The 22,523-nt window shown below is 63.1% G+C and carries 18 protein-coding genes; 10 read left to right on the top strand and 8 right to left on the bottom strand.

Annotated elements, in window-relative coordinates; all coding sequences use genetic code 11:
* Nucleotides 1-82: 82 nt before the first annotated feature.
* Nucleotides 83-508: an acyl-CoA thioesterase gene (locus tag ACJO3T_RS18480; protein ID WP_406979446.1), complete on the bottom strand. Its 426-nt coding sequence runs from the start codon at nucleotides 506-508 to the stop codon at nucleotides 83-85.
* Between the two features lie 162 nt (nucleotides 509-670).
* Between ACJO3T_RS18480 and ACJO3T_RS18475 the strand changes: the two genes are divergently transcribed.
* From ACJO3T_RS18475 to ACJO3T_RS18465, 3 genes are all read left to right on the top strand, one after another.
* Nucleotides 671-2,317, top strand: coding sequence for an MBL fold metallo-hydrolase (locus tag ACJO3T_RS18475; protein WP_406979445.1), 1,647 nt, complete (start codon nucleotides 671-673; stop codon nucleotides 2,315-2,317).
* Between the two features lie 142 nt (nucleotides 2,318-2,459).
* Nucleotides 2,460-3,953 (top strand): succinylglutamate desuccinylase/aspartoacylase family protein, encoded by a 1,494-nt coding sequence (locus ACJO3T_RS18470; RefSeq protein WP_406979444.1) that lies wholly within the window; start codon nucleotides 2,460-2,462, stop codon nucleotides 3,951-3,953.
* 92 nt (nucleotides 3,954-4,045) lie between these two features.
* Nucleotides 4,046-4,987: a DMT family transporter gene (locus ACJO3T_RS18465; RefSeq protein ID WP_406979442.1), complete on the top strand. Its 942-nt coding sequence runs from the start codon at nucleotides 4,046-4,048 to the stop codon at nucleotides 4,985-4,987.
* Nucleotides 4,988-5,014: 27 nt separating this feature from the next.
* Here ACJO3T_RS18465 and ACJO3T_RS18460 read toward each other — a convergent pair whose 3' ends face one another.
* The 3 genes from ACJO3T_RS18460 to ACJO3T_RS18450 all read right to left on the bottom strand — a co-directional run bounded on the left by ACJO3T_RS18460 (nucleotide 5,015) and on the right by ACJO3T_RS18450 (nucleotide 8,207).
* The gene (locus ACJO3T_RS18460; protein WP_406965220.1) at nucleotides 5,015-6,109 is read right to left on the bottom strand and encodes a malate dehydrogenase; all 1,095 of its coding nucleotides are present in this window, start codon (nucleotides 6,107-6,109) and stop codon (nucleotides 5,015-5,017) included.
* 129 nt (nucleotides 6,110-6,238) lie between these two features.
* Nucleotides 6,239-6,790, bottom strand: a complete 552-nt coding sequence (locus ACJO3T_RS18455; RefSeq protein ID WP_406979441.1) for a macro domain-containing protein — start codon at nucleotides 6,788-6,790, stop codon at nucleotides 6,239-6,241.
* 238 nt (nucleotides 6,791-7,028) lie between these two features.
* Nucleotides 7,029-8,207 carry a MalY/PatB family protein gene (locus ACJO3T_RS18450; protein ID WP_406965218.1) on the bottom strand — a complete coding sequence of 393 codons (1,179 nt, stop codon included), beginning with the start codon at nucleotides 8,205-8,207 and terminating at the stop codon, nucleotides 7,029-7,031.
* Between the two features lie 157 nt (nucleotides 8,208-8,364).
* On the opposite strand from ACJO3T_RS18450, the gene ACJO3T_RS18445 reads away from it, so the two are divergent.
* Together ACJO3T_RS18445 and ACJO3T_RS18440 are read left to right on the top strand one after the other, a co-directional pair.
* The gene (locus ACJO3T_RS18445; protein WP_406965216.1) at nucleotides 8,365-9,252 is read left to right on the top strand and encodes an AEC family transporter; all 888 of its coding nucleotides are present in this window, start codon (nucleotides 8,365-8,367) and stop codon (nucleotides 9,250-9,252) included.
* A gap of 209 nt (nucleotides 9,253-9,461) precedes the next feature.
* Nucleotides 9,462-11,984: an acyl-CoA dehydrogenase gene (locus tag ACJO3T_RS18440; RefSeq protein ID WP_406979440.1), complete on the top strand. Its 2,523-nt coding sequence runs from the start codon at nucleotides 9,462-9,464 to the stop codon at nucleotides 11,982-11,984.
* Nucleotides 11,985-12,043: 59 nt separating this feature from the next.
* On the opposite strand, the gene ACJO3T_RS18435 is transcribed toward ACJO3T_RS18440, so the two are convergent.
* The 3 genes from ACJO3T_RS18435 to ACJO3T_RS18425 all read right to left on the bottom strand — a co-directional run bounded on the left by ACJO3T_RS18435 (nucleotide 12,044) and on the right by ACJO3T_RS18425 (nucleotide 14,332).
* Nucleotides 12,044-12,718: a histidine phosphatase family protein gene (locus tag ACJO3T_RS18435; protein WP_406965214.1), complete on the bottom strand. Its 675-nt coding sequence runs from the start codon at nucleotides 12,716-12,718 to the stop codon at nucleotides 12,044-12,046.
* Between the two features lie 79 nt (nucleotides 12,719-12,797).
* Complete coding sequence (locus ACJO3T_RS18430) at nucleotides 12,798-13,409, bottom strand: exopolysaccharide biosynthesis protein (RefSeq protein WP_406979439.1); 612 nt, start codon at nucleotides 13,407-13,409, stop codon at nucleotides 12,798-12,800.
* Nucleotides 13,406-14,332 carry a LysR substrate-binding domain-containing protein gene (locus ACJO3T_RS18425; RefSeq protein ID WP_406965211.1) on the bottom strand — a complete coding sequence of 309 codons (927 nt, stop codon included), beginning with the start codon at nucleotides 14,330-14,332 and terminating at the stop codon, nucleotides 13,406-13,408. The genes ACJO3T_RS18430 and ACJO3T_RS18425 overlap by 4 nt, the downstream gene beginning before the upstream one ends.
* Before the next feature lie 103 nt (nucleotides 14,333-14,435).
* Here ACJO3T_RS18425 and ACJO3T_RS18420 point away from each other — a divergent pair, with 103 nt between their 5' ends.
* The 4 genes from ACJO3T_RS18420 to ACJO3T_RS18405 all read left to right on the top strand — a co-directional run bounded on the left by ACJO3T_RS18420 (nucleotide 14,436) and on the right by ACJO3T_RS18405 (nucleotide 19,486).
* Nucleotides 14,436-15,377: a DMT family transporter gene (locus ACJO3T_RS18420; RefSeq protein ID WP_406965209.1), complete on the top strand. Its 942-nt coding sequence runs from the start codon at nucleotides 14,436-14,438 to the stop codon at nucleotides 15,375-15,377.
* A gap of 254 nt (nucleotides 15,378-15,631) precedes the next feature.
* Nucleotides 15,632-16,360, top strand: a complete 729-nt coding sequence (gene bamI / locus ACJO3T_RS18415; RefSeq protein ID WP_406979438.1) for a biofilm-associated metzincin protease inhibitor BamI — start codon at nucleotides 15,632-15,634, stop codon at nucleotides 16,358-16,360.
* 185 nt (nucleotides 16,361-16,545) lie between these two features.
* The gene (gene mep72 / locus ACJO3T_RS18410; RefSeq protein WP_406979436.1) at nucleotides 16,546-18,441 is read left to right on the top strand and encodes a biofilm-associated metzincin protease Mep72; all 1,896 of its coding nucleotides are present in this window, start codon (nucleotides 16,546-16,548) and stop codon (nucleotides 18,439-18,441) included.
* Nucleotides 18,442-18,619: 178 nt separating this feature from the next.
* Nucleotides 18,620-19,486, top strand: coding sequence for an alpha/beta fold hydrolase (locus ACJO3T_RS18405; RefSeq protein WP_406965205.1), 867 nt, complete (start codon nucleotides 18,620-18,622; stop codon nucleotides 19,484-19,486).
* Between the two features lie 35 nt (nucleotides 19,487-19,521).
* On the opposite strand, the gene ACJO3T_RS18400 is transcribed toward ACJO3T_RS18405, so the two are convergent.
* Nucleotides 19,522-20,142, bottom strand: coding sequence for a TetR/AcrR family transcriptional regulator (locus tag ACJO3T_RS18400; RefSeq protein ID WP_406979435.1), 621 nt, complete (start codon nucleotides 20,140-20,142; stop codon nucleotides 19,522-19,524).
* A gap of 240 nt (nucleotides 20,143-20,382) precedes the next feature.
* On the opposite strand from ACJO3T_RS18400, the gene ACJO3T_RS18395 reads away from it, so the two are divergent.
* Complete coding sequence (locus ACJO3T_RS18395) at nucleotides 20,383-22,476, top strand: 3-hydroxyacyl-CoA dehydrogenase NAD-binding domain-containing protein (RefSeq protein WP_406965203.1); 2,094 nt, start codon at nucleotides 20,383-20,385, stop codon at nucleotides 22,474-22,476.
* Nucleotides 22,477-22,523 lie beyond the last annotated feature (47 nt).

The raw sequence follows: 22,523 nt of genomic DNA, 5'->3' as shown, positions 1-22,523 counted from the left end.
GCACCCCCACCCCTCGGCCTCCCCCCAAAACCTCAGGCTCCGGGTCCGACCAAGCACAATCCAACCACAGCCGATTGCCGGATCAGGCGAAGCGCTCGCGGAAATAGTCCGGCAGTTCCACCACCTTCTTGTGCTGGAAGTCGAAGAATACGAAGCCATACTTGGCCAGGGCGACCGGCTGGCCACTGGAGGCCTTGGTGACCCGGAACACATAGTCACCGCCGTACTTGTTCAGGTCGGTCACACCCACCTCGAAACGGAGGATTTCCGGGAAGAAGGACTCCGACTGATACATGGTGGCCAGGTCGGTGACAACGATGCCCACGCCCCGGCCGATCTTTTCCTCCAGCCCCATCTTCACCATGAACTGCGCCCGGGCTTCCGACAGCATGGAAATCAGGGCATCGTTGCCCAGATGGTTGGCACCATTGATGTCGGTGATACGCACCGGCATGGTGGTGGAGAACACAAACACTTCATCGGGAAACGACAGTTTAACGCGGGCCATGACACAACAACCGTTCAGGTGACTCAGGTAGCTTTCGAAAAAAGGAGGCGAATCATACGCCGTTCGACACGCCAAATCATCTGGAGCCGAGGGCCAACTTCCGTTATGTTACGATCAAACCTCATAAGAAAAGCTACGCCGTAACCGATCAAGGTAACCTCCATGGACATCCGCCCCGCTGCCACCCTCGCCATCACCCGTGATTCCGACGAAGGCCTCCAGGTACTGCTCATGCAACGCACCTGGGACGCCACCTTCATGCCGGGATTCTACGTGTTCCCCGGTGGCGCCGTGGACGAGGCGGACCAGCGCTGCGTGCCCTACCTGACCGGTGGCGATGATGCCTCCGCCAGCCATGACATGGGCATCGACAGCGGAGGCAGCCACTATATGATAGCCGCCATCCGGGAAAGCTTCGAGGAAGCCGGGGTTCTGCTGGCCCTGGATGACCAGGGGCAGACCCTGCCACCGGACCACCCCGCATTCCGGGAACGGGATGGCATGGTCGCCGGGGACCAGACCCTGGCGGCCCTGTGCCACCAGTACCAACTGGCCCTGCCCCTGGACCGCATGGCCTACCTGGCCCACTGGATCACCCCGCCCGGGCCACCCCGGCGTTTCGATACCCGTTTCTTCGCGGCTGCCATGCCCGAAGGACAGACCCCGGACCATGACCGGATGGAAACCATCGACCATGTCTGGCTGACGCCGCAACAGGCCATGGACGAGCACCGCCAGGGCACCCGGCTGTTCGCCTCGCCGACCTTGCGGACCCTGCGCATCATCGCCGGGTTCGATTCCACCGACGCCCTGTTGCGACACGCCCGCTCCCAGCCGCCCGAGCCAGCACCGAACAAGCCCTGGCCAGCCACGCGACAGGACAAACCGGTCTCCATCGAGCCCGGCACCGGGCCCTTTGATGAAGTCCGCAAGCTGGACCCGGAAGGCCGGGGCCACGCCCTGGCGGAAATCGTACCGGGAGAAGCCGTGCCACTGGCCGACGGCGTGATCCGCCTAACCTGCCCCAACCCCGGTGCCATGACTGGCCCCGGCACCAACAGCTACCTGCTGGGACACCCCGGCAGGGACTGGACGGTGATCGACCCGGGCCCCGTCGATCAGGGGCACCTGGAACGAATCCTGGAAGTGACAGGCGGCCGGATCGAACAGGTGCTGACCACCCATACCCACCCGGATCACTCACCGGGGGCAAGCTGGCTCCGGGAGCGCACTGGCACGCCGCTGCGGGGCATGCCAGCCCCGGAACACGACCAGATCCAGGACCACGACTTCCGCCCGGACTCCGTCCCCGTGGACGGTGACCGCATCGAGACCGCCGCCGGCACCCTGAAGGTGCTGTTCACCCCCGGGCATGCCTCCAATCACCTGTGTTTCCTGCTGGAAGGGGAACAGATGCTGTTTGCCGGCGACCACATCATGCAGGGGTCCACGGTGGTGATTAACCCGCCGGACGGGGACATGAAGGATTACCTGGACTCCCTCAACCGCCTGCTGGAAGAGGACATCCGCTGGTTCGCCCCGGCCCATGGCTTCCTTATCGGCAAGGTGGAATCGGTGGTGGACTGGCTGGTGACCCATCGCCTGACCCGGGAGAAAAAAATTGCCCAGACCCTGGCGGACCATGGCCCCGGCAACCTGAAGGATCTGGTGAAACACGCCTACGACGACGTGCCACCAGCCATCCATGGTCTGGCCACCCGTTCGCTACTGGCCCACCTGATCAAGCTTGAAAAGGACCAGCGCGCGGTACGGGACGGTGAGGCATGGGCATCCACGGAGGCTGGATGACAGCCCGGTTAAACCTTTGTCAGGCCTCTATACCGGTGTTTGCGCTTTCGGGTAGCCTTGTGCCCTGACTCAGGAAGCCGGGATCTGGACTATGCTTTGCCCGGGGATAACGATGTACCAGTAGCTGTCCAAGGGAGACGCGATGCGCCATAGCCTGTTGTTGCCGGCACTGCTGGCTGTTGCGGTTTCTGCCGGTAAGACCTGGGCTGAGGATACCACCCCCGCCCGCACCGAATCCCCGGCTCGTTCCGAGACGACCGACATTCCACCGGACCCCGTCGTGGCGGATGACGGACCGCAGGTGATTGCCGACTCCCCGGCCGGGCCCGCCGGCAATCCGCCGGAGAAAACGCAGGAAGAGACATCCGGAACCCCCGACACCTCGTCCGAGACTGAAACCGCGCAGGCCGGGGAGGACAACCCGTCCATCACCCCCGACGAGCCGCCCACGGTAACGGAAGCCCCCGCAGTGATCGAGTTGCCGGAGGACGAGTCCGTGGAGGACATTACCGCCTCCGATACGGATCTCCAGCGGGATAAATCCGGCAGCGAAGAGGCCACCAGCCCATCCGCGACGGACGATTCTCCGGACATCGCTGCGGAGGAAGCACCGGTCAACGACAGCGGGACAGCGTCCATTGAGGTTATCCCCGAGACCCAGCCCGCCCAGGCCCAGCCGTTCCGGCTGCTGAGCGGCGAGGTACTCCCCGGTACCACGGCCCGTCTGGGATGGTCACCGGGCATCCAGATCGCCGGCCTGTCCAAGCCCACCCCGGTACTGGTGGTCAACGGCAACAAGCCCGGCCCGGCCCTGTGCATGACCGGCGCCGTCCACGGTGACGAGCTCAACGGCATCGAGATCATCCGGCGGGTGATCTACGACCTGGACCCGGCGGAGCTATCCGGTACTGTGGTGGGCATTCCGATCGTTAATCTGCAGGGCTTCCAGCAGGGCAGCCGCTACCTGGCAGACCGCCGCGACCTGAACCGTTATTTCCCCGGCAGCGAGGATGGCAGCCTGGCCCACCGCATCGCCCACTCCCTGTTCGAGCAGGTGATCCTCAATTGCGACATGCTGGTGGATATCCATACCGGGTCCCTTAAACGCACCAACCTGCCGCAACTGCGGGCCGACATGGACAACCCCAAGGTCGCCGAACTCACCAAAGGGTTCGATGGCATGGTGGTGGTCCACAGTAGCGGCGGCGCCGGCATGCTGAGAACCGCCGCCACCGAGGCGGGCGTTCCCACCGTGACCATGGAGGTGGGCGAATCCATGCGCATCCAGGAGGACCACATCAGCGCCGGCGTCAACAGCCTGATCAGTCTGATGGAAAAACAGGGCATGACCGCCCGCCTGTTCCAGTGGGGCGACCCGGAGCCGGTGTACTATCAGTCACACTGGATTCGCGCCAACCAGGGCGGCATCCTGTTCAGTGATGTGGAACTGGGGGCCTATGTCACCGAGGGCACCATCCTGGGCACGGTATCCGACCCCATCACCAACGAGCAGTCCCATATCCGCGCCGATGCCGACGGCCGGGTGATCGGCATGGCTGTGGACCAGGTGGTGATGGCCGGGTTTGCCGCCTACCACCTCGGCTCGAGGGCAGACACCGAAGAGTCTGCGGAGTAACAGGCCTACAGACGGGTGCTCAGTCGGGACAATTCATAGTAGACTAATGAATTGCCCCGTTGGGCACCGATCACCCTGTCTGGAGCCGCACCGTGGCACGATACTCTGACCGATCCCTGGCGCTGGCCTACATCGGGCTGGTGCTGACACCGCTTTTCTGGGCCGGCAACGCCGTGGTGGCCCGGGGCGTGGTGGACGCCATCCCCCCGGTGTCCCTGGCGTTCTGGCGCTGGGTGATTGCCCTGGCAATCCTGCTTCCTGTTGGCCTGGCCGGAATCCGCCGGGAATGGCCGGTCATCCGGGACCACTGGCCCCGCATCCTGGTACTGGCCCTGTTCAGCGTCGCCTCGTTCAATACCCTGCTGTACGTGGCCGCCACCACCACAACGGCGATCAATATTGCACTGATCAACTCCACCATCCCGATCATGGTGGCCCTGCTGGCGTTCCTGCTCCTGGGCGAACGTACGCGACCGGCACAGGGCGTCGGCATTGCCGTGGCATTGACTGGTGTGCTGATGGTGATCGGTCAGGGCACGCTGGGCCGTCTGATCAGCCTGTCCTTCTCACCGGGAGATCTGGTCATGGTGGCCGCCGTCGCCAGCTGGGGGATCTTCTCCGTGCTGCTGCGGCGCCTGTCGATCCCGTTGTCCAGCCTCACCTTCCTGAGCATCCAGATTGCCCTGGGCACAGTCCTGCTGACACCCGTCTACCTGATTGACCTGTTGCTGGTATCCGGCGGCTTTACCCTGTCAGCCTCGACCATTCCGCCACTGCTCTACGTGGCCATCTTCCCCGGCATCCTCGCCTACGCCTTCTGGAACCACGGCGTCTGGGCCGTGGGGCCGGCCAAGGCCGCCATCTTCATGTACCTGGTGCCGGTGTTCGCGTCGGTGCTAGCCTGGCTGTTCCTGGATGAACGCCTGGGCTGGTACCACCTGGCGGGGGGCGCACTGATACTGGCGGGACTGTTCCTGACCACCCGCAACCCACCGGCACCCGCAAAGGCATCGGCGGCTGACCCTGGGCAGTAACCAGCGGTTACCACCCAGCCTGACCGGCTAACGCACCCGGTCGGTCTGCAGGTACTGCTCCGGCAGGGAGATGCCATCGTCATACAGGGTAATGCCCGAGCGCAGACACACCGACAGGTTCTTGTGGGAGGCCTCTGTCTCCGGTGGCAACAGTTTCGCCACCGTCTGCATTTCCTCCAGCAGTTCCCGCTCGGTTTCCTGCATCCGGCCGCGGGCGAAGTCACTGATCTCCAACCCCTGCACAATCTGGTAACGACCATAGTCACAGCGCACCGGGAAGGAGTAAAAAATCCCCTTCTCGATACCGTAACTGCCGTCGCTGACGATACCCATACTCACCCAGTCATTCTCCGGCGTGCCGTTGATCCAGTCATGCATGTGGTTGAGGATCGCCTGGGCCGCCGAGGCCGCACTGGAATGCCCCCGGGCCTCGATAATCGCCGCGCCCCGCTTCTGGATCTTGCCGATGAACTGCTGCTGGTACCAGTCCTCGTCCACCTGGGGCAGGGCCGGCTCGCCATAGATAGTGGCATGGTTCAGATCCGGGAACTGGGTGGAGGAATGGTTACCCCACACGGTAATGCGCCGGATACCCCGGGGATTGGCCCCGGTATGGTTGGCCAGGATGCCCCGGGTCCGGTTGTGGTCCAGCCGCGTCAGGGCCGTGAACTGGGCCGGGCTCAGGTCCGGCGCATTGCGGCTGGCGATCAGGGCGTTGGTATTGGCGGGGTTGCCCACCACCAGCACCTTCACGTCCCGGTTGGCGTACTCATTGATGGCCCGCCCCTGGCTGGCAAAGACCGGCGCATTGGCGGCAATCAACTCACTGCGTTCCATGCCCGGCCCCCGGGGTTTGGCCCCGATCAGCAGCACATAGTGGGCACCCACCACGCCGTCCTCGACGGAGTCATGCATGCTGATGCTATGGAGTAGCGGAAAGGCACAGTCCTCCAGCTCCATGGCAATACCCCGCAGGGGCTCCATGGCCTGGGGCATCTCGATAAGCTGAAGGATCACCGGCTGGTCACGGCCAACCATCTCACCGGCGGCAATCCGGAACAACAGGGAATGGCTGATACTGCCGGCCGCGCCGGTCACTGCGATACGCACGGGACGCTTCATTCGCATGGCTCCTGTTCAGGGTGGAACCGGCAACCCTATCAGGTTACGAACGAAATATTGAGCCGAAAACAAAGAACGTCCCGTCTTTGTGAACCGAATCCTCCGCCAAGGCGCCCAGCCAACCACCGGTCAGGTGTCCTGCCCTATCACCTCGGAAAGCACCTGCCGATGCAGCTCGGCATCCTCCCCGCTGAACAGCACAAACCGGATCCGCCGAACCGACGACAACTGATCCGCTACCGACACCAGGGTCGAGAACGCCACCCTCGCGGCGGGCTCCATGGGGTAACCGAATGCCCCGGTGGACAGGGCCGGAAACCCGATGGACGACAGCCCATGCTTATCCGCCAGCAGCACCCCGTTGCGATAACAGTTGGCCAACAGAGTGTCCGAAGGCTCATCCACCCCGTACACCGGCCCCAGGCAATGGATAACATGGGCATTGGGCAACCCGAACCCCTCGGTAATCACCGCCTCCCCGGGCCGGATGGGCGCCAGAGGCTCACAGGCCCGGGCCAGCTCCGGCCCCGCCGCCCGATGGATCGCCCCGGCCACACCACCGCCGGTCATCAGTTGCGCATTGGCCGCATTCACCACTGCATCCAGATCCGGCTGTTTGGTGATATCGCCCTGGATACACTCGATCTGGATACCGTTCTTCGTCTTAAATTGGTCAGACATTGCTAGCCCCCTGTTCTAGAGGAATTTGCACCGGAGTCTGGGGCGGGGTGTGCCGGGTATTTTTGGAGCAGCGCCATGGGTGAGACCAGCGTTTATGAAGCGCAGCTTCATGCGCAGGCGAACGACAGTCGCCTCAGGCGGCTGGCCGGACCGGCGCGGTCCAAGGTCGGTCCATGGACGGACCGTGAATTGGAGCGGAAAAAATACCCGGCATGCCCCGCCTGGCACGGGTCTAAAATCACCTGGAACGTAGACCAGCCACCGCCACCTCAATCTGCTCCATCGCCTGCCGAATCACCCCCAAAGGCGACCCCAGATTCAACCGCATAAACCCGCTACCCTGCTCACCAAACGTCATCCCGGGATTCATCCCCACCCCGGCCTGCTCCACCATGAACCGCTTCAGCCCGCCGTCATCCAGCCCCAGGGCCCGGCAATCCAGCCACAACAGATAGGTCCCCTCCGGATCGGTCACACCAATCTCCGGCAACCGCTCCTTTGCAAAGCCAAGCACAAAATCCCGATTGCCGCGAACATAGTCCATCATCGCCGCCAGCCACTCCGCCCCATGGCGGTAGCCGGCCTCAAAAGCCGCGATACTGAACGGATTGCACTGCACCATATGCAGCGAATCAAACACATCATTGAGCTGACCCAGCAGATCCTGCCGCTCCGACACCACCGCCGACAGCCCCATGCCGGGAATATTGAACGTCTTGCTCGGTGCCACCGTGGTCAGCAACGGATCATCCGGCTCCGCCAGCCGCGCCAGCATGTGATGACCCGGTCGGTCGGCATAGACCAGGTCGGCATGAATCTCATCGGAAATCACTACCACCCCATGGGCCCGGGCAATCTCCAGCACCGCCTCCAGCTCCGCCTTCGACCACACCCGACCCACCGGATTGTGGGGCGAGCACAGGAACAGCACCTTCACCGACGGGTCCGCTGCACAGACCGCCAGGTGCTCCAGATCCATCTCATAACGGCCATCGCGAACCACCAGCGGATTCTCCACCACACAACGGCCCGCCTTGCGGACACTGCTGAAGAAAGGCGGGTACACCGGCGGCTGGATAATCACCCCCTCGCCCTCACCGGCAAACGCCATGGCCGCCGCATGGAGGGTCGGCACCACCCCCGGTGCCATACGGATCCAGTCCCGCTGGATGGTCCACTGGTGATGCTCCCGGAACCAGTCAATCATCGACTGGTAGAGGCTGTCCGGGAACAGCGTGTAACCATAGGCCGGATGCCGGGCCCGCTTCACCAGGGCCTCGGTCACCGGCTCCGGGGCAGCAAAGTCTGTGTCTGCCACCCAGAGGGGAATCACGTCTTCCCGGCCAAACACCGCCTTGCGGGCATCGAACTTCACCGAACAGGTCTGTTCCCGGGAAAACGACTGGTCGAAATTCATGGGCGAGGGTGTCTCCTGACAGGTGACTGGATGATGTTTGAGTCCGAGCTTAACACGGTGTCCGGGCTACCGATGAAAGTCCAAGTGACGAGGATTGGCGGAATCCACTACACTTGCGGACCTACCTTTTATCCCGTTGACCCGTTCCGGAGCTCGCATGCTGGGCCAGATCCTCTCCACCCTGTTGCCGGTCTTCCTGATCGCCGGTTGTGGCGCCCTCTACGGTCGCTACCGCTCCACCGACATCCAGAGCATGAATACCGTGAACATGGAGCTGTTCGTGCCCATGCTGGTGTTCGCAGTACTGGCGGATCAGCAGGCGCCCCTGGGGGACTACGCCTGGCTGGCAACCGCGGCGGTGGTCATCGTGCTCGGCTCCGGCCTGATACTGTGGCCGGTGGCAAAGGCCCTCCATCTCAACCTGAAGACCTTCCTGCCGCCCATGATGTTCAACAACTCCGGCAACATGGGCATCCCGCTGATCGTACTGGCCTTCGGCGACGCCGCGCTGCCCGCCGCCGTAGTACTGTTCATCGTGGAAATGCTGCTGCACTTCTCCGTGGGCCTCTACATGCTCGACCCGCACACCTCACTGCTGAAACGCCTGCGGGTGCCGGTGGTGCTGGCCACCATTGCCGGCCTGGCGGTGAACATCGGCGGTGTGGCGCTGCCGGGCTGGCTGATGGAAGCGCTGGACATGCTTGGCGGCATCTGTATTCCGCTGATGCTGTTTACCCTGGGCATCCGCATGCTCGATGTGGACTTCAGCGACTGGCGGCTGGGCCTGATCGGCGCCATCGCCTGCCCCGCCAGCGGCCTGATACTGGCCTGGCCGATGATTGTCCTGCTGGACCTTCCCGGCTTGCAGGCCGCCAGCCTGTGGGTGTTCGCCGCCCTGCCACCGGCTGTTCTCAACTATATGGTGGCTGAACAGTACCGGCAGGAACCCCACAAAGTGGCCTCACTGGTGCTGATCAGCAACCTGGGCAGCCTGGTGGTGATGCCGGTGGTCCTGGGCCTGGTGTTCAGCGCCGGCTACCTGTAACCGGACCGACGGGGCATACCGGTCGGCCAATGCCCCGCCACAACCACCCAACCCGCTTGCAACCTGCCGGTGTATGTCCGATGGTAAAGGTAGTTTCCCGTTCACAGGGACCCCGGACGGACCCGGACTGCACTTCACCGGGTCTGACGCCATACACACCTGGGCCCTGACATTTCCTGATCCAAGTTGCCTGATACGGAGGTCTGTCCATGAGTGTTCTGTTGCTGATCATCAGTGCCCTGGTGCTGATCTATCTGGGCCTGGGTGGCACGGTTGCCACCGTGGTACTGGTTGCCGCCACCCTGGCCGGCATGTCCCAGGACCACTGGCATATCCTCAGCATCCTGTTCGGGGGCGGGCTACTGGCCCTTGCCCTGGTGATTCTCCATGCCCGGGACCTGCGCCGGGACAAGCTGAGCAAACCGCTGCTGGGCTGGGTACGGGGCCAGTTGCCCACGCTGTCCGACACCGAGCAGGAAGCCCTCAAGTCCGGCTCGGTGGACTGGGACGGCGAACTCTTCTCCGGCCAGCCGCAATGGTCGAAACTGCTGGATGCCCGCCCCGCCCACCTGTCCAGGGAGGAACAGGCGTTCCTGGATGGCCCGGTGGAAAAACTCTGCGCCATGCTCGACGACTGGAAGATCACCCACGAGGACTACGACCTGCCCAACAAGGTGTGGAAGTTCATCCGCGAGAACGGGTTCTTCGGCCTGATGATCCCGAAGGAGCAAGGCGGCAAGGGCTTTTCCCACACGGCCCACTCCGAGATCGTGATGAAGATCTCCACCCGCAGTGTGTCTGCCGCCGTGACCGTCATGGTGCCCAACTCCCTGGGCCCGGGCGAGCTGCTGATGGAATACGGCACCGACGAGCAAAAGCAGTACTATCTGCCACGGCTCGCCGGTGGTGAGGAAATCCCCTGCTTTGCCCTGACCTCTCCGGTGGCCGGGTCCGATGCCGGCGCCATCCCGGACAAGGGCATCGTCTGCAAGGGCCAGTGGAACGGCAAGGAAGTGCTGGGCCTCAAAGTCACCTGGAACAAGCGCTACATCACCCTGGCGCCGGTGGCCACCCTGATCGGCCTGGCCATCAAGGTCTATGATCCGGACAAACTGCTCGGTGACGGTGACAATGAGGGCGTCACCTGTGTGATGGTGCCCCGGGAAACCGAGGGCGTCCACGCCGGCGCCCGCCACCTGCCCATGAACACCGTGTTCATGAACGGCCCCACCTGGGGCAACGATGTCTTCATCCCCATGGAACAGGTGATCGGCGGTCAGGAAATGCTGGGCAAGGGTTGGACCATGCTGCTGGAATGCCTGTCCATCGGCCGCTCCATCTCCCTGCCGGCCCTGGGCACCGGCGCCGGCAAGCTGGCCGCCCTCGCCACCGGCTCCTACTCCCTGGTACGGGAGCAGTTCGGTCGCTCCATCAGCCAGTTCGAGGGGGTCCAGGAAGCCCTGGAACCCATCGCCGGCTACACCTACATGATGGATGCCTCCCGCCTGCTGACAGCCGGCATGCTGGACCGTGGCGTAAGACCTGCTGTGCCGTCCGCCGTGCTCAAGTACCGCAATACCGACCTGATGCGGGAAGTGATCAACCACGCCATGGATGTGGTCGCCGGTCGCGGTGTCATCACCGGCCCCCGAAACTTCCTGGCCCGGGCCTACCAGGCGGTGCCCATCGGCATCACGGTGGAAGGGGCCAATATCCTCACCCGCAGCCTGATGGTGTTCGGCCAGGGCGCCATCCGCTGCCATCCATTCATCGTGGACGAGATCGAGGCCGCGGGCATTGAGGACGAGCGCCAGGCGGTGCGGAAGTTCGACGATATCTTCTACCGTCATATTGCCCATACCACCCGCAATGCCCTGCGGGCGCTGGTGCTGGGACTGACCTGGGGCCTGGCGGAACCGGTGCCACGGGAAGGGAATATCGGCAAGTACTACCGCCAGCTCGCCCGTTTCTCATCGGCCTTCGCGCTGATGACCGATGTCACCCTGCTGACCATCGGCGGTGGCCTCAAGGCCCGCCAGCGCCTGTCCGGTCGAATGGCGGACTGCCTGGTGCACCTGTACTACGCCAGCGCGGTGATCAAGCAATGGCACGAGGAAGGCTACCCGGATGACCAGCGTCCCCTGGTGGAATGGGCCCTGCAGACCTCCCTGCGGGACCTGCAATCCTCCATGCGCGAAGCGGTGATCAAATTCCCGGTGCCGGCCCTGCGCTGGCCCCTGCGCCTGCTGATCTTCCCGCTGGGGGCCACTGGCCTCAACGGACCGGATGACCGCCTGGGCGCGGAAGTCGCCGCCACCATCGTCAAGGACACCCCGGTACGCCAGCGCATCAGCCGTGGCTGCTATGTGAACGACAAGCCGGACGATCCCCTGGGGCGGGTCATCAACGCCTACCGGCTGGCCAACGAGACCCGGGAGCTACGCGCCCGCCTGCACGAGGCCCTGCACAACCGGGATCCGGACGAACTGGGCGGTATCGACATGCTGCTGGGACACCAGCGCAAGGAACTGGTGGACTGGGCCCTGGAACAGGGCGTTATCCAGGAAGAGGAGTCCGACAAACTGCTGGAGGCACTGACTGCCCAGTACGATGTTATCCGGGTGGACGCTTTTGACCCCGAAGGGCTGAAGGCGCTGTCCCGCTGCGCCAAGGGCAAGCGCAAGGTGGTGGAGCGCCCGCCCCGGGATGAGCAGCCGGACGATCAAGCGTAGCAGAATGGGGAGAGGGGCAAAAGCCGGGCAGAATTGTTCCGCCCCTCTCGCCTGCGCCTCTACACGTGCGTCAGCGCATGCCGGCGCCCCGGCCGATCAAGGTGCGGGGCATTATTGAAATTGAGCACCCGGCGGGCACTGCGCCCCACGATGACCTCGCAGAACGCGGTATTGCGGAACTGGAAGTTGAAGTGGATGGCACCCCGCTGCGGGCCCTCGATCAGTTTGGTGAGGGCGCTGCCGATGACACCTCCTGAGGTCACCACCAGCACCGCGTCATCACGCCCCGCGCCGTCACAGGCGTGGTCGATGGCCTCATCGATGCGGTTGCCGAAGTCACCCCAGGTTTCCGTGACATCGGTCAGACGGTCGTCAATCCAGGCTTCATAGGCAGCGCGGAAGGTGCGCCAGTAATCCTTGAAATCCCTCTTCTGGTGCAGGTGCTGGTCGCCGTGGCCGGTGAAGGCCCGGTACATCATCTCGCCGTCGTACTCGTTCAGGCCGGGGTGGGTGGACACCTCCGCACCCGCCCGGGCCATGCCCTCAAGCACGCCCTTGGCAGTGTCCTGCTGACGTTGCAGGTTGCCGGCCACCACCCGGTGGAAATCCAGCTCCCGCTCGGCGAAATACTCGCCCAGCCAGCGGGCCTGCTGCCAGCCCAGTTCGGAAAGTTGGTCGTAGTTGGCCTGGCCAAAAGACGCCTGGCCATGTCGGACAATAAACAGTTTTGCCATGGGGGATCCTGTTACTTGTTATCAACTGCAAAGCGCACATCCTGCCCCAGCGGCGACGGATTGACCAGCCCTGAGCAACCTACAGTAATTGTGAGGCAATAAATGCGAAGGTGCCGCCGGTCAGCAACAGGGCCAGGATGGCCACCACCCCATCCCGGGCGATCATCGCCAGACCGAACGTCGTCAGTGCCAGCCCACCGCCATTGGCGCTGAAGGGCACGAACTCCATCAACGGCAACGCCAGGGCCACCAGCAGGCAACTGATGGCCAGCAACAGGTCACCGCCGCCATCCATCAGCATGGTCAGGCGGGGGCCGGTGAAGCGGTCCAGGAACCGGGCCGGCCTGTGCATCCAGCACAGTCCGGTACGCAGTTTCTCCCGGGGCACCTTACGGTCGCCCAGCCACCGGGGCAGCCACAGCTGGCGCTGGTGGAACAGCCGCTGCCCCACGGTCAGCAGCACCATCAGGCCCATCAGGGTGGGCACCCCCGGGATATCACCAATCAGCGGCGCCAGTACCACCAGGCCGGCCACCACAACTACCGGGCCAAAGGTACGCGTACCGGCGGCAGCCAGGATCTCATCGACGGAGACATCCTGGCCGTCACCGTTCGCCGCCCGAATCCGTGCCAGGAGGGCCACCAGGTCATCGTTCTTCCCTGGTTCGTCAGAGTCCGGATGATCGTTCATGGGGTCTCCCCGCTGTTGGCCGACAGCAATCCACTGTCCTCCGCCCGGGCCAGCAACCACCGCCTCAGGGCGCGCAGGCCGGGTTCATGACGTCGGCTGACCTTGCTGGCGAAGTAGAAGTTATCGCCGGTGACCACACTGTGCAGGGGCAGTCTCACGAAGTCCCCGGCGTCGTCACGGTTGCTGAGCATGTAGTCATTCGTCAGGGCAATGCCCTGATGATAGCGGGCCGCCTCCAGGGCCAGCAGCATATGGCTGAAATGTTGCACCTGTGTTGAGGGCGGCACCACGCTGTCCACCTCGGCGAACCAGGCTTCCCAGTCGCCACAGGTGCGGTTGTAGATGCTGAAGGTGGACAGCAGGGGATGACCGGCCAGTGTCTCCGGCGTCAACTGGTCCGTGCCCATGTCCTGCCAGTACTGGCGACTGCAGACCGGGAACAGTCGCTCCCGGTAAAGCAGGTCGTAGCTGAACGCCGGGGAATCCGTGTTGATGGTGATGAAACTGTCCGCCACCCGCCCCGACAGTACCGGGTGCTCGCCGGTCATTTCCAGCACCAGTTGGACCTCCGGGTGTTGCCGGTGCAGGTCCGGCAGGCGAGGCACCAGCCAGCGCACCGCGAAGGAACTGAACACCGCCAGCCGCAGGCTGCTGTCCTGCCGGCCCAGCAACTGCCCGGTGGCCTTGTCGATCTGGAACAGGGCGGACGATATGCCCTCCAGGTAGTCCTGCCCTTCCCGGGTGAGGGCCAGGCTGCGCCCCTGTCTCTGGAACAGGGGTTCTCCCAGGAAGGTCTCCAACTGCTTGATCTGGTGGCTGACGGCACTCTGGCTGACATTCAGTTCGTCCGCCGCCCGGGAGAAGCTGTTGAGGCGAGCCACCGCTTCGAAGACCGGCAAGGATTTCAGGGGAGGCAGCTTCATTATCGAAATATCTCATGTTGCGCCAATAAATATCATTTTATCGGATATTTGCGAGTTCCTATACTTCCGGGTCTTCAGGCACACAACCGTAGGGGCGGGCACCATGTCAGGCAAGACAGTCAACAGCGCTATCCTCCTGCTGGTCATCGGCAACGCCATGGCCATCGGCTCGGATGTCTTTATCAAGCTGATGGACACCAACGCCCCGGTGTTCCAGTTTGCCTTTGTCCGCAACCTGATCACCGTAGCATTGCTGATGCCGTTACTGAAAAAGGCGGAATACCAGCGGTTGTTTGAAGGGGCGGGCGTGCATGCCATCCGTTCCCACATACTGCTGGTCGGCCTGCTGTGCATGGTGGTGGCGCTGACCACCCTGCCCCTGGCCACTGCCAACGCCGTGTTCTACGTCGCCCCGGTGATCGTGATGGTGTTGTCGGTCCTGGTCTTTGGGGAACGGCTCTCGCCTCTGAGCATTCTGGCGGTGGTCAGCGGCTTTGCGGGAGTGCTGGTGATCCTGCGGCCAGTGTCGCTGGAGCTGTCCTCCCTTTCCGCCCTGGGTACCGCCTTCTGCCTGGCGGTGGCGGCATTGACCGTACGCAAGCTGCCCCGCCGGCAGTCCACCGCCCACAAGCTGTTCCTGAACTCGCTGCTGGTATTGCCGGCGAGCCTGGCCCTGGCCCTCTGGGAAGGCGCCCCCTGGCGCTGGGAGATCGTCGCCAGTGCGGTAGGGTCGGCGGTATTTATCCTGGGCTACAACGGTAGTGTGCTGCGGGCCTATAACCATGTGGACGCCAACCAGGTAACCAGCGCCGAATACACCGGGCTGATCTGGGCCATTGCCATCGGCTGGCTGATGTTTGGTGAAGTGCCGGACCTGTGGTTCGTCACCGGCAGCCTGATGATCATCCTGCCGCTGGCGCTGATCGGCCTGAACCAGCGCCGCAAGTACCGCCTGATGCACCGGGCCCCGATGGCCGCGGCGCCGGAGGATCAGGCCGTTCACCAGGTTAGTGGTAAGCGTCCTGCATCTCCTTCCAGTCCCTGACCACCAGGGTATCGCTGGTCAGGCGGAAGCGGTCGTCCGGCCCATGGATAGCGGGCCGGTAGCCGGCTCCGGATGTTTGCAGTCCAAAAAACCACCACCCGATTGCAACTGACTGATTTTGCTACAGATCAAGTTTTTGAACCGGTTCCCACTTTCGGACATTAAACGGTTTTTCACTTAGGATTGCCTGGCCTTTACCGGCAAGATGTGGCGACAACAAGCAGCGGAACAGACCCATTCGCAGGAGGCGTCCCATGTCCAAGGCCCTGGCCTTTGTAACAGGTATCGCAGTCATCAACGTTGTGCTGTGGCTCCTGTTCACGCCCGACACCGCCCCGCAAACCGACACCTCACCATTTACCGGGGCGCAATCCGGAACCGTCGGCAGCGATACCGCGCCTGCCACCAATGCCTCCGGCCAACAGCGGGCCCCCGGGATACAAGACAGCAACCTGCTGGAACCCGTGTCTCACTGGCCTGACCCGGAAGCCACTTCAGCCCTGCCGGCGCGTCCCAACAACCCTGCCCGCAATGCCCGCCCGGTGGTCTCCCTGTGGCAGGCAGGCAACAATTCCGACAAGACTGAGGTGGACGGTTTTCCCGCCACCCGCCTGCAGGCCAACCCCGAGGCCCTGGCCAGCCTGCATGTGGGCCAGCAGGTGACTCTGCCGGTGCCGGAACTGAACCGCACCGTCACCGCCCGCCTCACTACCACCCATAACCAGTTGAACAGCATCGAGGTTTTCCGTGGGCCGGTGACCGACGGCCATGACAAGGACAATGTCGTCGTGACCCGAGGTGAAACCTCCACCTACGTGGTCCTCAGCACACGGGATGGCGTCTATTCCGCTGTCATCGACAACCATAGCGGTGATGCCGTACTGACCAGCGAAACCGACATACAGGACAACCTGGCGGGGCATGAAGACGCCATTCCGGTACCAGGCGTCGACCAGACCCCACCGGGCTCACCGTCCGGCTAGGTGCCCCAGGCCCGGACCGCTTCCGCTCCCATCGGAGCTGTCGTGGATCCGTCCGCGACTTTCATGCAGTAAGGCAGCCTTTTACCCGCACTGCCGGCAGTACCCAGACGGGACGCTAAATAGAAGAACCGGCGAACAGGAGTACCCGCCGTACAAAAATTCACCCTAAATCAGGGACTGACGCTATGAAACCATCCATCCACTGGCTCGCCGGGCTGTCCCTTGCCATGGGCAGCACCGTCAGCCACGCAAACCAGGTCGATGTCCTGGTCTACTATACCGACGAAGCCGCCAGCACCAGCTCGGGCGAAGACATTAACGCCCGCATCGTCTCCTACGTGGAGCACGCCAACCAGGCCTACCGCAACAGCGATATCGATCTCCAGCTTCGCCTTGTAGGTACCGAACGTATCCAGGGCAGCTACGGCAGCGTTGATGGCAATGTTCTCGGGCGCTTCCGGTCAGACAGCACCGTTGCCACCCAGCGCCGGGAATACGGCGCCGACCTGGTCGCACTGATCAGCACCCCCCAAAGCACCGCCGGTGGCTACGTCTGCGGTGTCGGCTACCAGCCCGGCGGCAGCGAAGGCAGCGGGCGTTTCTATTCCAACGCCTCCGCCTACGGCTACAGCATGACCGGGGTAAACTGCGGCTATAACACCTTTGTCCATGAGCTGGGCCACAACATGTCCCTGGGCCACTCCCACGCCCAGAACTCCTTTGGCTCCGTCTTCCCCTGGGGCCGGGGGCATGGGGTATCCGGCCTGTTCAGCACTATCATGGCCTACCCGCAGTCCTACGGTACCCGCAATCACCTGGCGCAGTTCGCCAGCCCGGACCAGAACCGCTGCGAGGGCCAGCCCTGTGGCGTTGACAGCAATCGTAACGACGGGGCCGACGCGGTGGCCGCCGTTAACAGCCTGGCGGCCCAGGTGGCGGATTTCATGCCCACCGCCGTCATCGACGATGGCGACCCTGACGAGGAAGACCCGGACAACGGCGGTGGCCCCGATGATGGTGACAACCCGGACGATGGAGGTGATTCCGGCGACGGTGGTGATAACGGTGGAGACGATGGTGGCGGTGACGACGGCGGTATCGACCCGGACCTGCCCCTGTGCGACAAGCCCGAGCTGGCCGAGAATAACCTGATCAGTGGCCCGGACTTCAACAACCTGTCGCCCTGGAACAGCTTCAATAACGCCGCCACACTGACCACCGCAAGCATCGAAGCCAGCTGTGGCCGCGACAACCTGCTGCTGGCAACCGACCGCACCGAGTACTACGGCGGTCCGGTACAGGCCATCGCGGGCGGCCTGGAAGCTGGCGCCGAGTACCGCATTACCGCCAAACTGGCCCTGGCGGGTACCGACGGTCGTGATGCCGTTCGCGCCAGCATCGAGCTGACCGACGGCGAGGGCACCCGTTACCAGAACCTGCCGGAACTCTCCGTTACCGCCAACCAGCTGAGCCAGTATGATGAGACCTTCACCGTCGCCGGCGACGGCGATATCAGTCAGGCCCGTCTGATCCTGTCCGGCCCCGACGAAGGCACCGACTTCGTGGCCGATGAAGTCCGTCTGGTAAAAGTGTCCGACGCCCCTGACGACGGCGACTCCGGCAATGGCGGCCCCACCATCGTCCTGGAAGAGGGCTTTGAGGACGGCGGCACCGGCTGGTCCGGCTTCATGGGCAGTTGGGTCTTCCGTACCCGGACCGCCAGTGAAGGCAATTTCGGCCTGGCGTCCCTGTTCCGGATGTCCACTTACTCCGGTCCGGCCATGGAAGCCACCGGGCTGATTGAAGCGGGTAAGACCTATTCAGCCTCCATGGACATCATGCTGAGCAACCGCAGCATGGCCACCGACAAAGCCCAGCTCTGGGCCTGGTACGTGGACGACCAGGGCGCGCACTGGCAGCGGTTTGGTGAGGCCGACATGGCCACCAACAGCTGGTCTTCCCTGCAAGGCCAGTTCAGCATCCAGCCTTCCGGCAGTATCAGCCAGATAAGGTTGCACATCATGGGTGCGGACACCTCCAGCCACATCGTTATCGACAACGTTAAACTCGGTCAGCAGTAAGCCCAGGTCATACTCAGTGACCCCTTGAGCACCCAACTCCCCGGTCGGGTGCTCTTTTTTCTTTTCCCGGGCGCCCCTGCAGGCCAATCCACTGGACAATCCGCTATCCGGCTGTCTAGGATGAAGTTTCGTTACGCAACCTGATTCAATAACCACCAACAACACCCAGGAGCCCGCCATGTTTCTCAGCGAACCCAAAACCCTGTCCACCCCACGCGGTACCTTCACCTGGCGCGAAGGCGGTGACACAAACGGCGCCCCGGTCGTGATGATCCACGGCTGGCCGGAAAGCTCCTACTGCTGGGAGCACGTCGGTCGGCACCTGAAAAAGGGCCTGCGGGTGATTGCCCCGGACCTGCGGGGCCTGGGCGACAGCGAGCGCACAGAGGGCCGGGAACACTACGTCAAACATGCCCTGGCGCACGACGTGGTCAGCATGCTGGACGAACTGGACATCGACGACTTCCAGTTGATCGGCCACGACTGGGGCGGCATCGTCGCCCAGGAAGTGGCGCTGGCGATTCCGGACCGGGTCAGCCGGATGATCATCATGAATATCGCCCTGGTCAACAACCTCAAGGGCAACATGGAGGTCATCGAGAAAGTACGTTCAGGTAGTAACAAGTCCTACTGGTACCAGCACTTCCAGCAGGAAAAGGGTCTGGCGGAGGCCATGATTCCCGGTAAAGAGGATGTCTGGATCGGGCACTTTGTCCGTGGCGTGGTCGAGCCGATTCCCGAGGATGCTGTTGCCGAGTATGTACGGATGTATTCCATCCCCGGCACTCCGGCCGCGGGTGCCAGCTACTATCGCACCTTCGCTGACGACACCAAGCGTTGGGCGGCCCTGGCCGGACATAAATGGTCCATGCCCGGGCTGTATATCTACGGCAACAAGGACAGGGTGATTATCCCCGAGTACCTGAACCACATTGAGGACTGTTTCGAGTCCATCCGGGTGGAACAGGTGGATGCGGGGCATTTCCTCCAGGAAGAGAAACCGGAGGAAGTGGCCGGTCATATGAACGGCTTCCTTGAAGCCTAGTGTGCCGTTCAGTTAGTGCCTGAACCAGACGGGCACTAATCGGAACGCTGCCCCAGGGCCAGGCGGGCCACCAGCTGTTCAATCCGTTCCACCGCAGCTTCGTTGCCCTTGCGGCCCGCCTGCACCACCTGGGAGCCTACCGTTGCCATGTACATGAGCCGGGCCAGGTCTTCCACCTGATCCTCCGCTACCCCCAGGTGGCGGAACAGCAACTTGTTCTGATCGACACGGGCCCTGTCCACCTCATCAACAATCCGGGCGGCGTGTTCATTGCGGCGGGCAAAGTCACGAACGGCCAGCTCCACCTGAAGTCGTCGGATGTTGCGGGCGGCGTCCGTCAGCAGGATCTGGAGGAGCTGATGCAGTTCCTCCTCAGGGTTCTCCCCTTTTGGCCGCATATAGTCCAGTTCCACAAACCGGCGATCCCGCCAGCGATCCAGGAAGCTGACCACCAGGTCCTCATGATCCCGGAAGTGCCAATAGAAGCTGCCCCGAGTGACCCCCAGACGCTTGGCCAGGGTCAGCACCCGCAGGTTGCTGAAGCCACCGGCGGCAACCTCACCGGCGGCGGCATCCAACCAGTCGTCGCGGGTCAGTTGGGCTTTGCTTTTAGCCGCTTTGGGGGAACTCGGAGCCTTTCCGGATGCTTTCGCCATAAATCGGGTTCGGACCTCTGGAGCCGTTCTCAAAAGAATAAAACAAACTGATTCAACATGTTAAAGGTCGAATGAAAGGCTGTAACCACAGCGTCGTTGACCTTCATGCCGCCCATACATTACTGTACGGAATCCCCAGACACCAGTGTATGGAAGAAATTCGCGCGTTCCATCACGTGCATCGGCGGCCCCAACGTCTTACCCACGGGCCGCCACAGAGCGACCCATAAAGGAGCCAGCATGAGCACAGCACACTACGACACCAACGGTAATGTTGCCGTTATCCGCCTGGACAACCCGCCGGTAAACGGCCTCAGCCTGGGCCTTCGTCAGGGTATTGTCGAAGGCATCAAAAAGGCCGAGCAGGACAGCGCCATCGAGGCCATCATCATCACCGGTTCCGATCGGGCCTTCTCCGGCGGCGCCGACATTACCGAGTTCGGCACCCCCGCCGTCATGCAGGAGCCGATCCTGACCACCGCCATCCATTACGTCGAAACCGCGAAGAAGCCGGTGATCGCGGCCATCAGCGGCAACTGCATGGGCGGCGGCCTGGAACTGGCCCTGGGCTGTAACTACCGCGTGTCCACCCCGGACGCCACCCTGGCCCTGCCGGAAGTGAAGCTGGGTATCCTGCCCGGTGCCGGCGGCACCCAGCGCCTGCCCCGGGTGATTGGTGTCGAGCACGCCCTGAACATGATCGTGTCTGGCTCCGTGGTTCCCGCCAAACAGTTCCAGGGTACCCCGCTGCTGGACGAGGTGGTTGAAGGCGACCTGATGGAAGCCGCCCTGGCTTTTGCCCGCAAGGTAGTGGCCGACAAGATGCCGCTGAAGAAGGTGCGCGACCTGAAGGTGAAGCACCCGAACCCGCAGGGCTTCTTCATGTTCGCCCGCAACACCATCGGCGCCATGGCCAAGAACTACCCGGCTCCGCTGAAGTGCCTGGAAGCGGTGGAAGCCGCTGCCACCAAGCCGTTTGACGAAGGCATGAAGGTTGAGCGTGAAGGCATCAAGCAACTGATGCAGACACCGGAATCCGCGGCCCTGCGTCACGCCTTCTTCGCCGAGCGCAAGACCAGCAAGATCTCCGATGTGCCCTCCGACACCCCTACCCGCGACATCAATCAGGTGGGCGTGATCGGTGCCGGCACCATGGGTACCGGCATCTCCATCAACTTCCTCAACGCCGGCATCCCGGTGACCATCGTCGAGATGAAGCAGGAAGGTCTGGACCGGGGCGTGGAAGCCATCCGCAAGGTCTACGAAGGTCAGGTCAAGAAAGGCCGCATGACCGAAGAAAAGGCCAAGGCCAAGATGGACCTGCTGACCCCGTCCCTGAGCTATGACGATCTGAAGGACGTGGACCTGGTGATCGAGGCCGTGTTCGAGGAGATGGGCGTCAAGGAGCAGGTGTTCACCAAGCTGGACGAAATCTGCAAACCCGGCGCCATCCTGGCCTCCAATACCTCCACCCTGGACGTGGACAGGATCGCCAGCTTTACCAAGCGCCCGGAAGACGTGATCGGCCTGCACTTCTTCAGCCCGGCCAACATCATGAAGCTGCTGGAAGTGATCCGTGGCGAGAAGACCGCCAAGGATGTGCTGGCCACCGCCATGAAACTGGCCAAGACCATCAAAAAGACGGCCGTGGTCTCCGGTGTCTGCGACGGCTTTATCGGCAACCGCATGATCAACCAGTACTCCCGCGAGGCCCTGACCATGCTGGAGGAAGGCGCCAGTGTGCAGCAGATCGACAAGGCCATCGAGAAGTTCGGCTTCGCCATGGGCCCGCTGCGCATGGCTGACCTGGCCGGCGGCGACATCGGCTGGGCCATCCGCAAGCGCCTGTACGCGGAAAACCCGGGCATGAAGAAGAACCTGATCGCCGACCGCCTGTGCGAGATGGGCCGCTTCGGCCAGAAGACCGGCTCCGGCTTCTACAAGTATGAGCCGGGCAACCGCAAGCCCCAGCACGATCCGGAAGTGGACAAGGTGGTCGACGAGTGCCGCGCCGAGATGGGCATCACCCCGCGCAAGATCAGCAACCAGGAAATCGTCCAGCGTTGCGTCTACGCCCTGGTGAATGAAGGTGCCCGTATCCTCGAGGAAGGCATCGCCCAGCGCGCCTCCGATATCGACATGGTGTACCTGACCGGCTACGGCTTCCCGGTCTTCCGTGGTGGCCCCATGCACTACGCCGAGCAGGTGGGCCTGGCCAACGTGGTCCGCGACATGGAAGCCTTCGACGCCAACCCCAACACCCAGAAGGATTTCTGGAAACCGGCCGACCTGCTGGCGAAGTGTGCCGCACAAGGCAAAGGGTTTGACCAGTAAGGCGAGCGTCCCCGGAATCAACGAATTGACCGCCGGGGCCCTCACGG

The sequence above is a fragment of the Marinobacter shunpengi genome (genome assembly GCF_045449715.1).
Classification (GTDB): Bacteria; Pseudomonadota; Gammaproteobacteria; order Pseudomonadales; family Oleiphilaceae; genus Marinobacter.
This window is presented reverse-complemented; position numbering and strand designations above follow the sequence as displayed.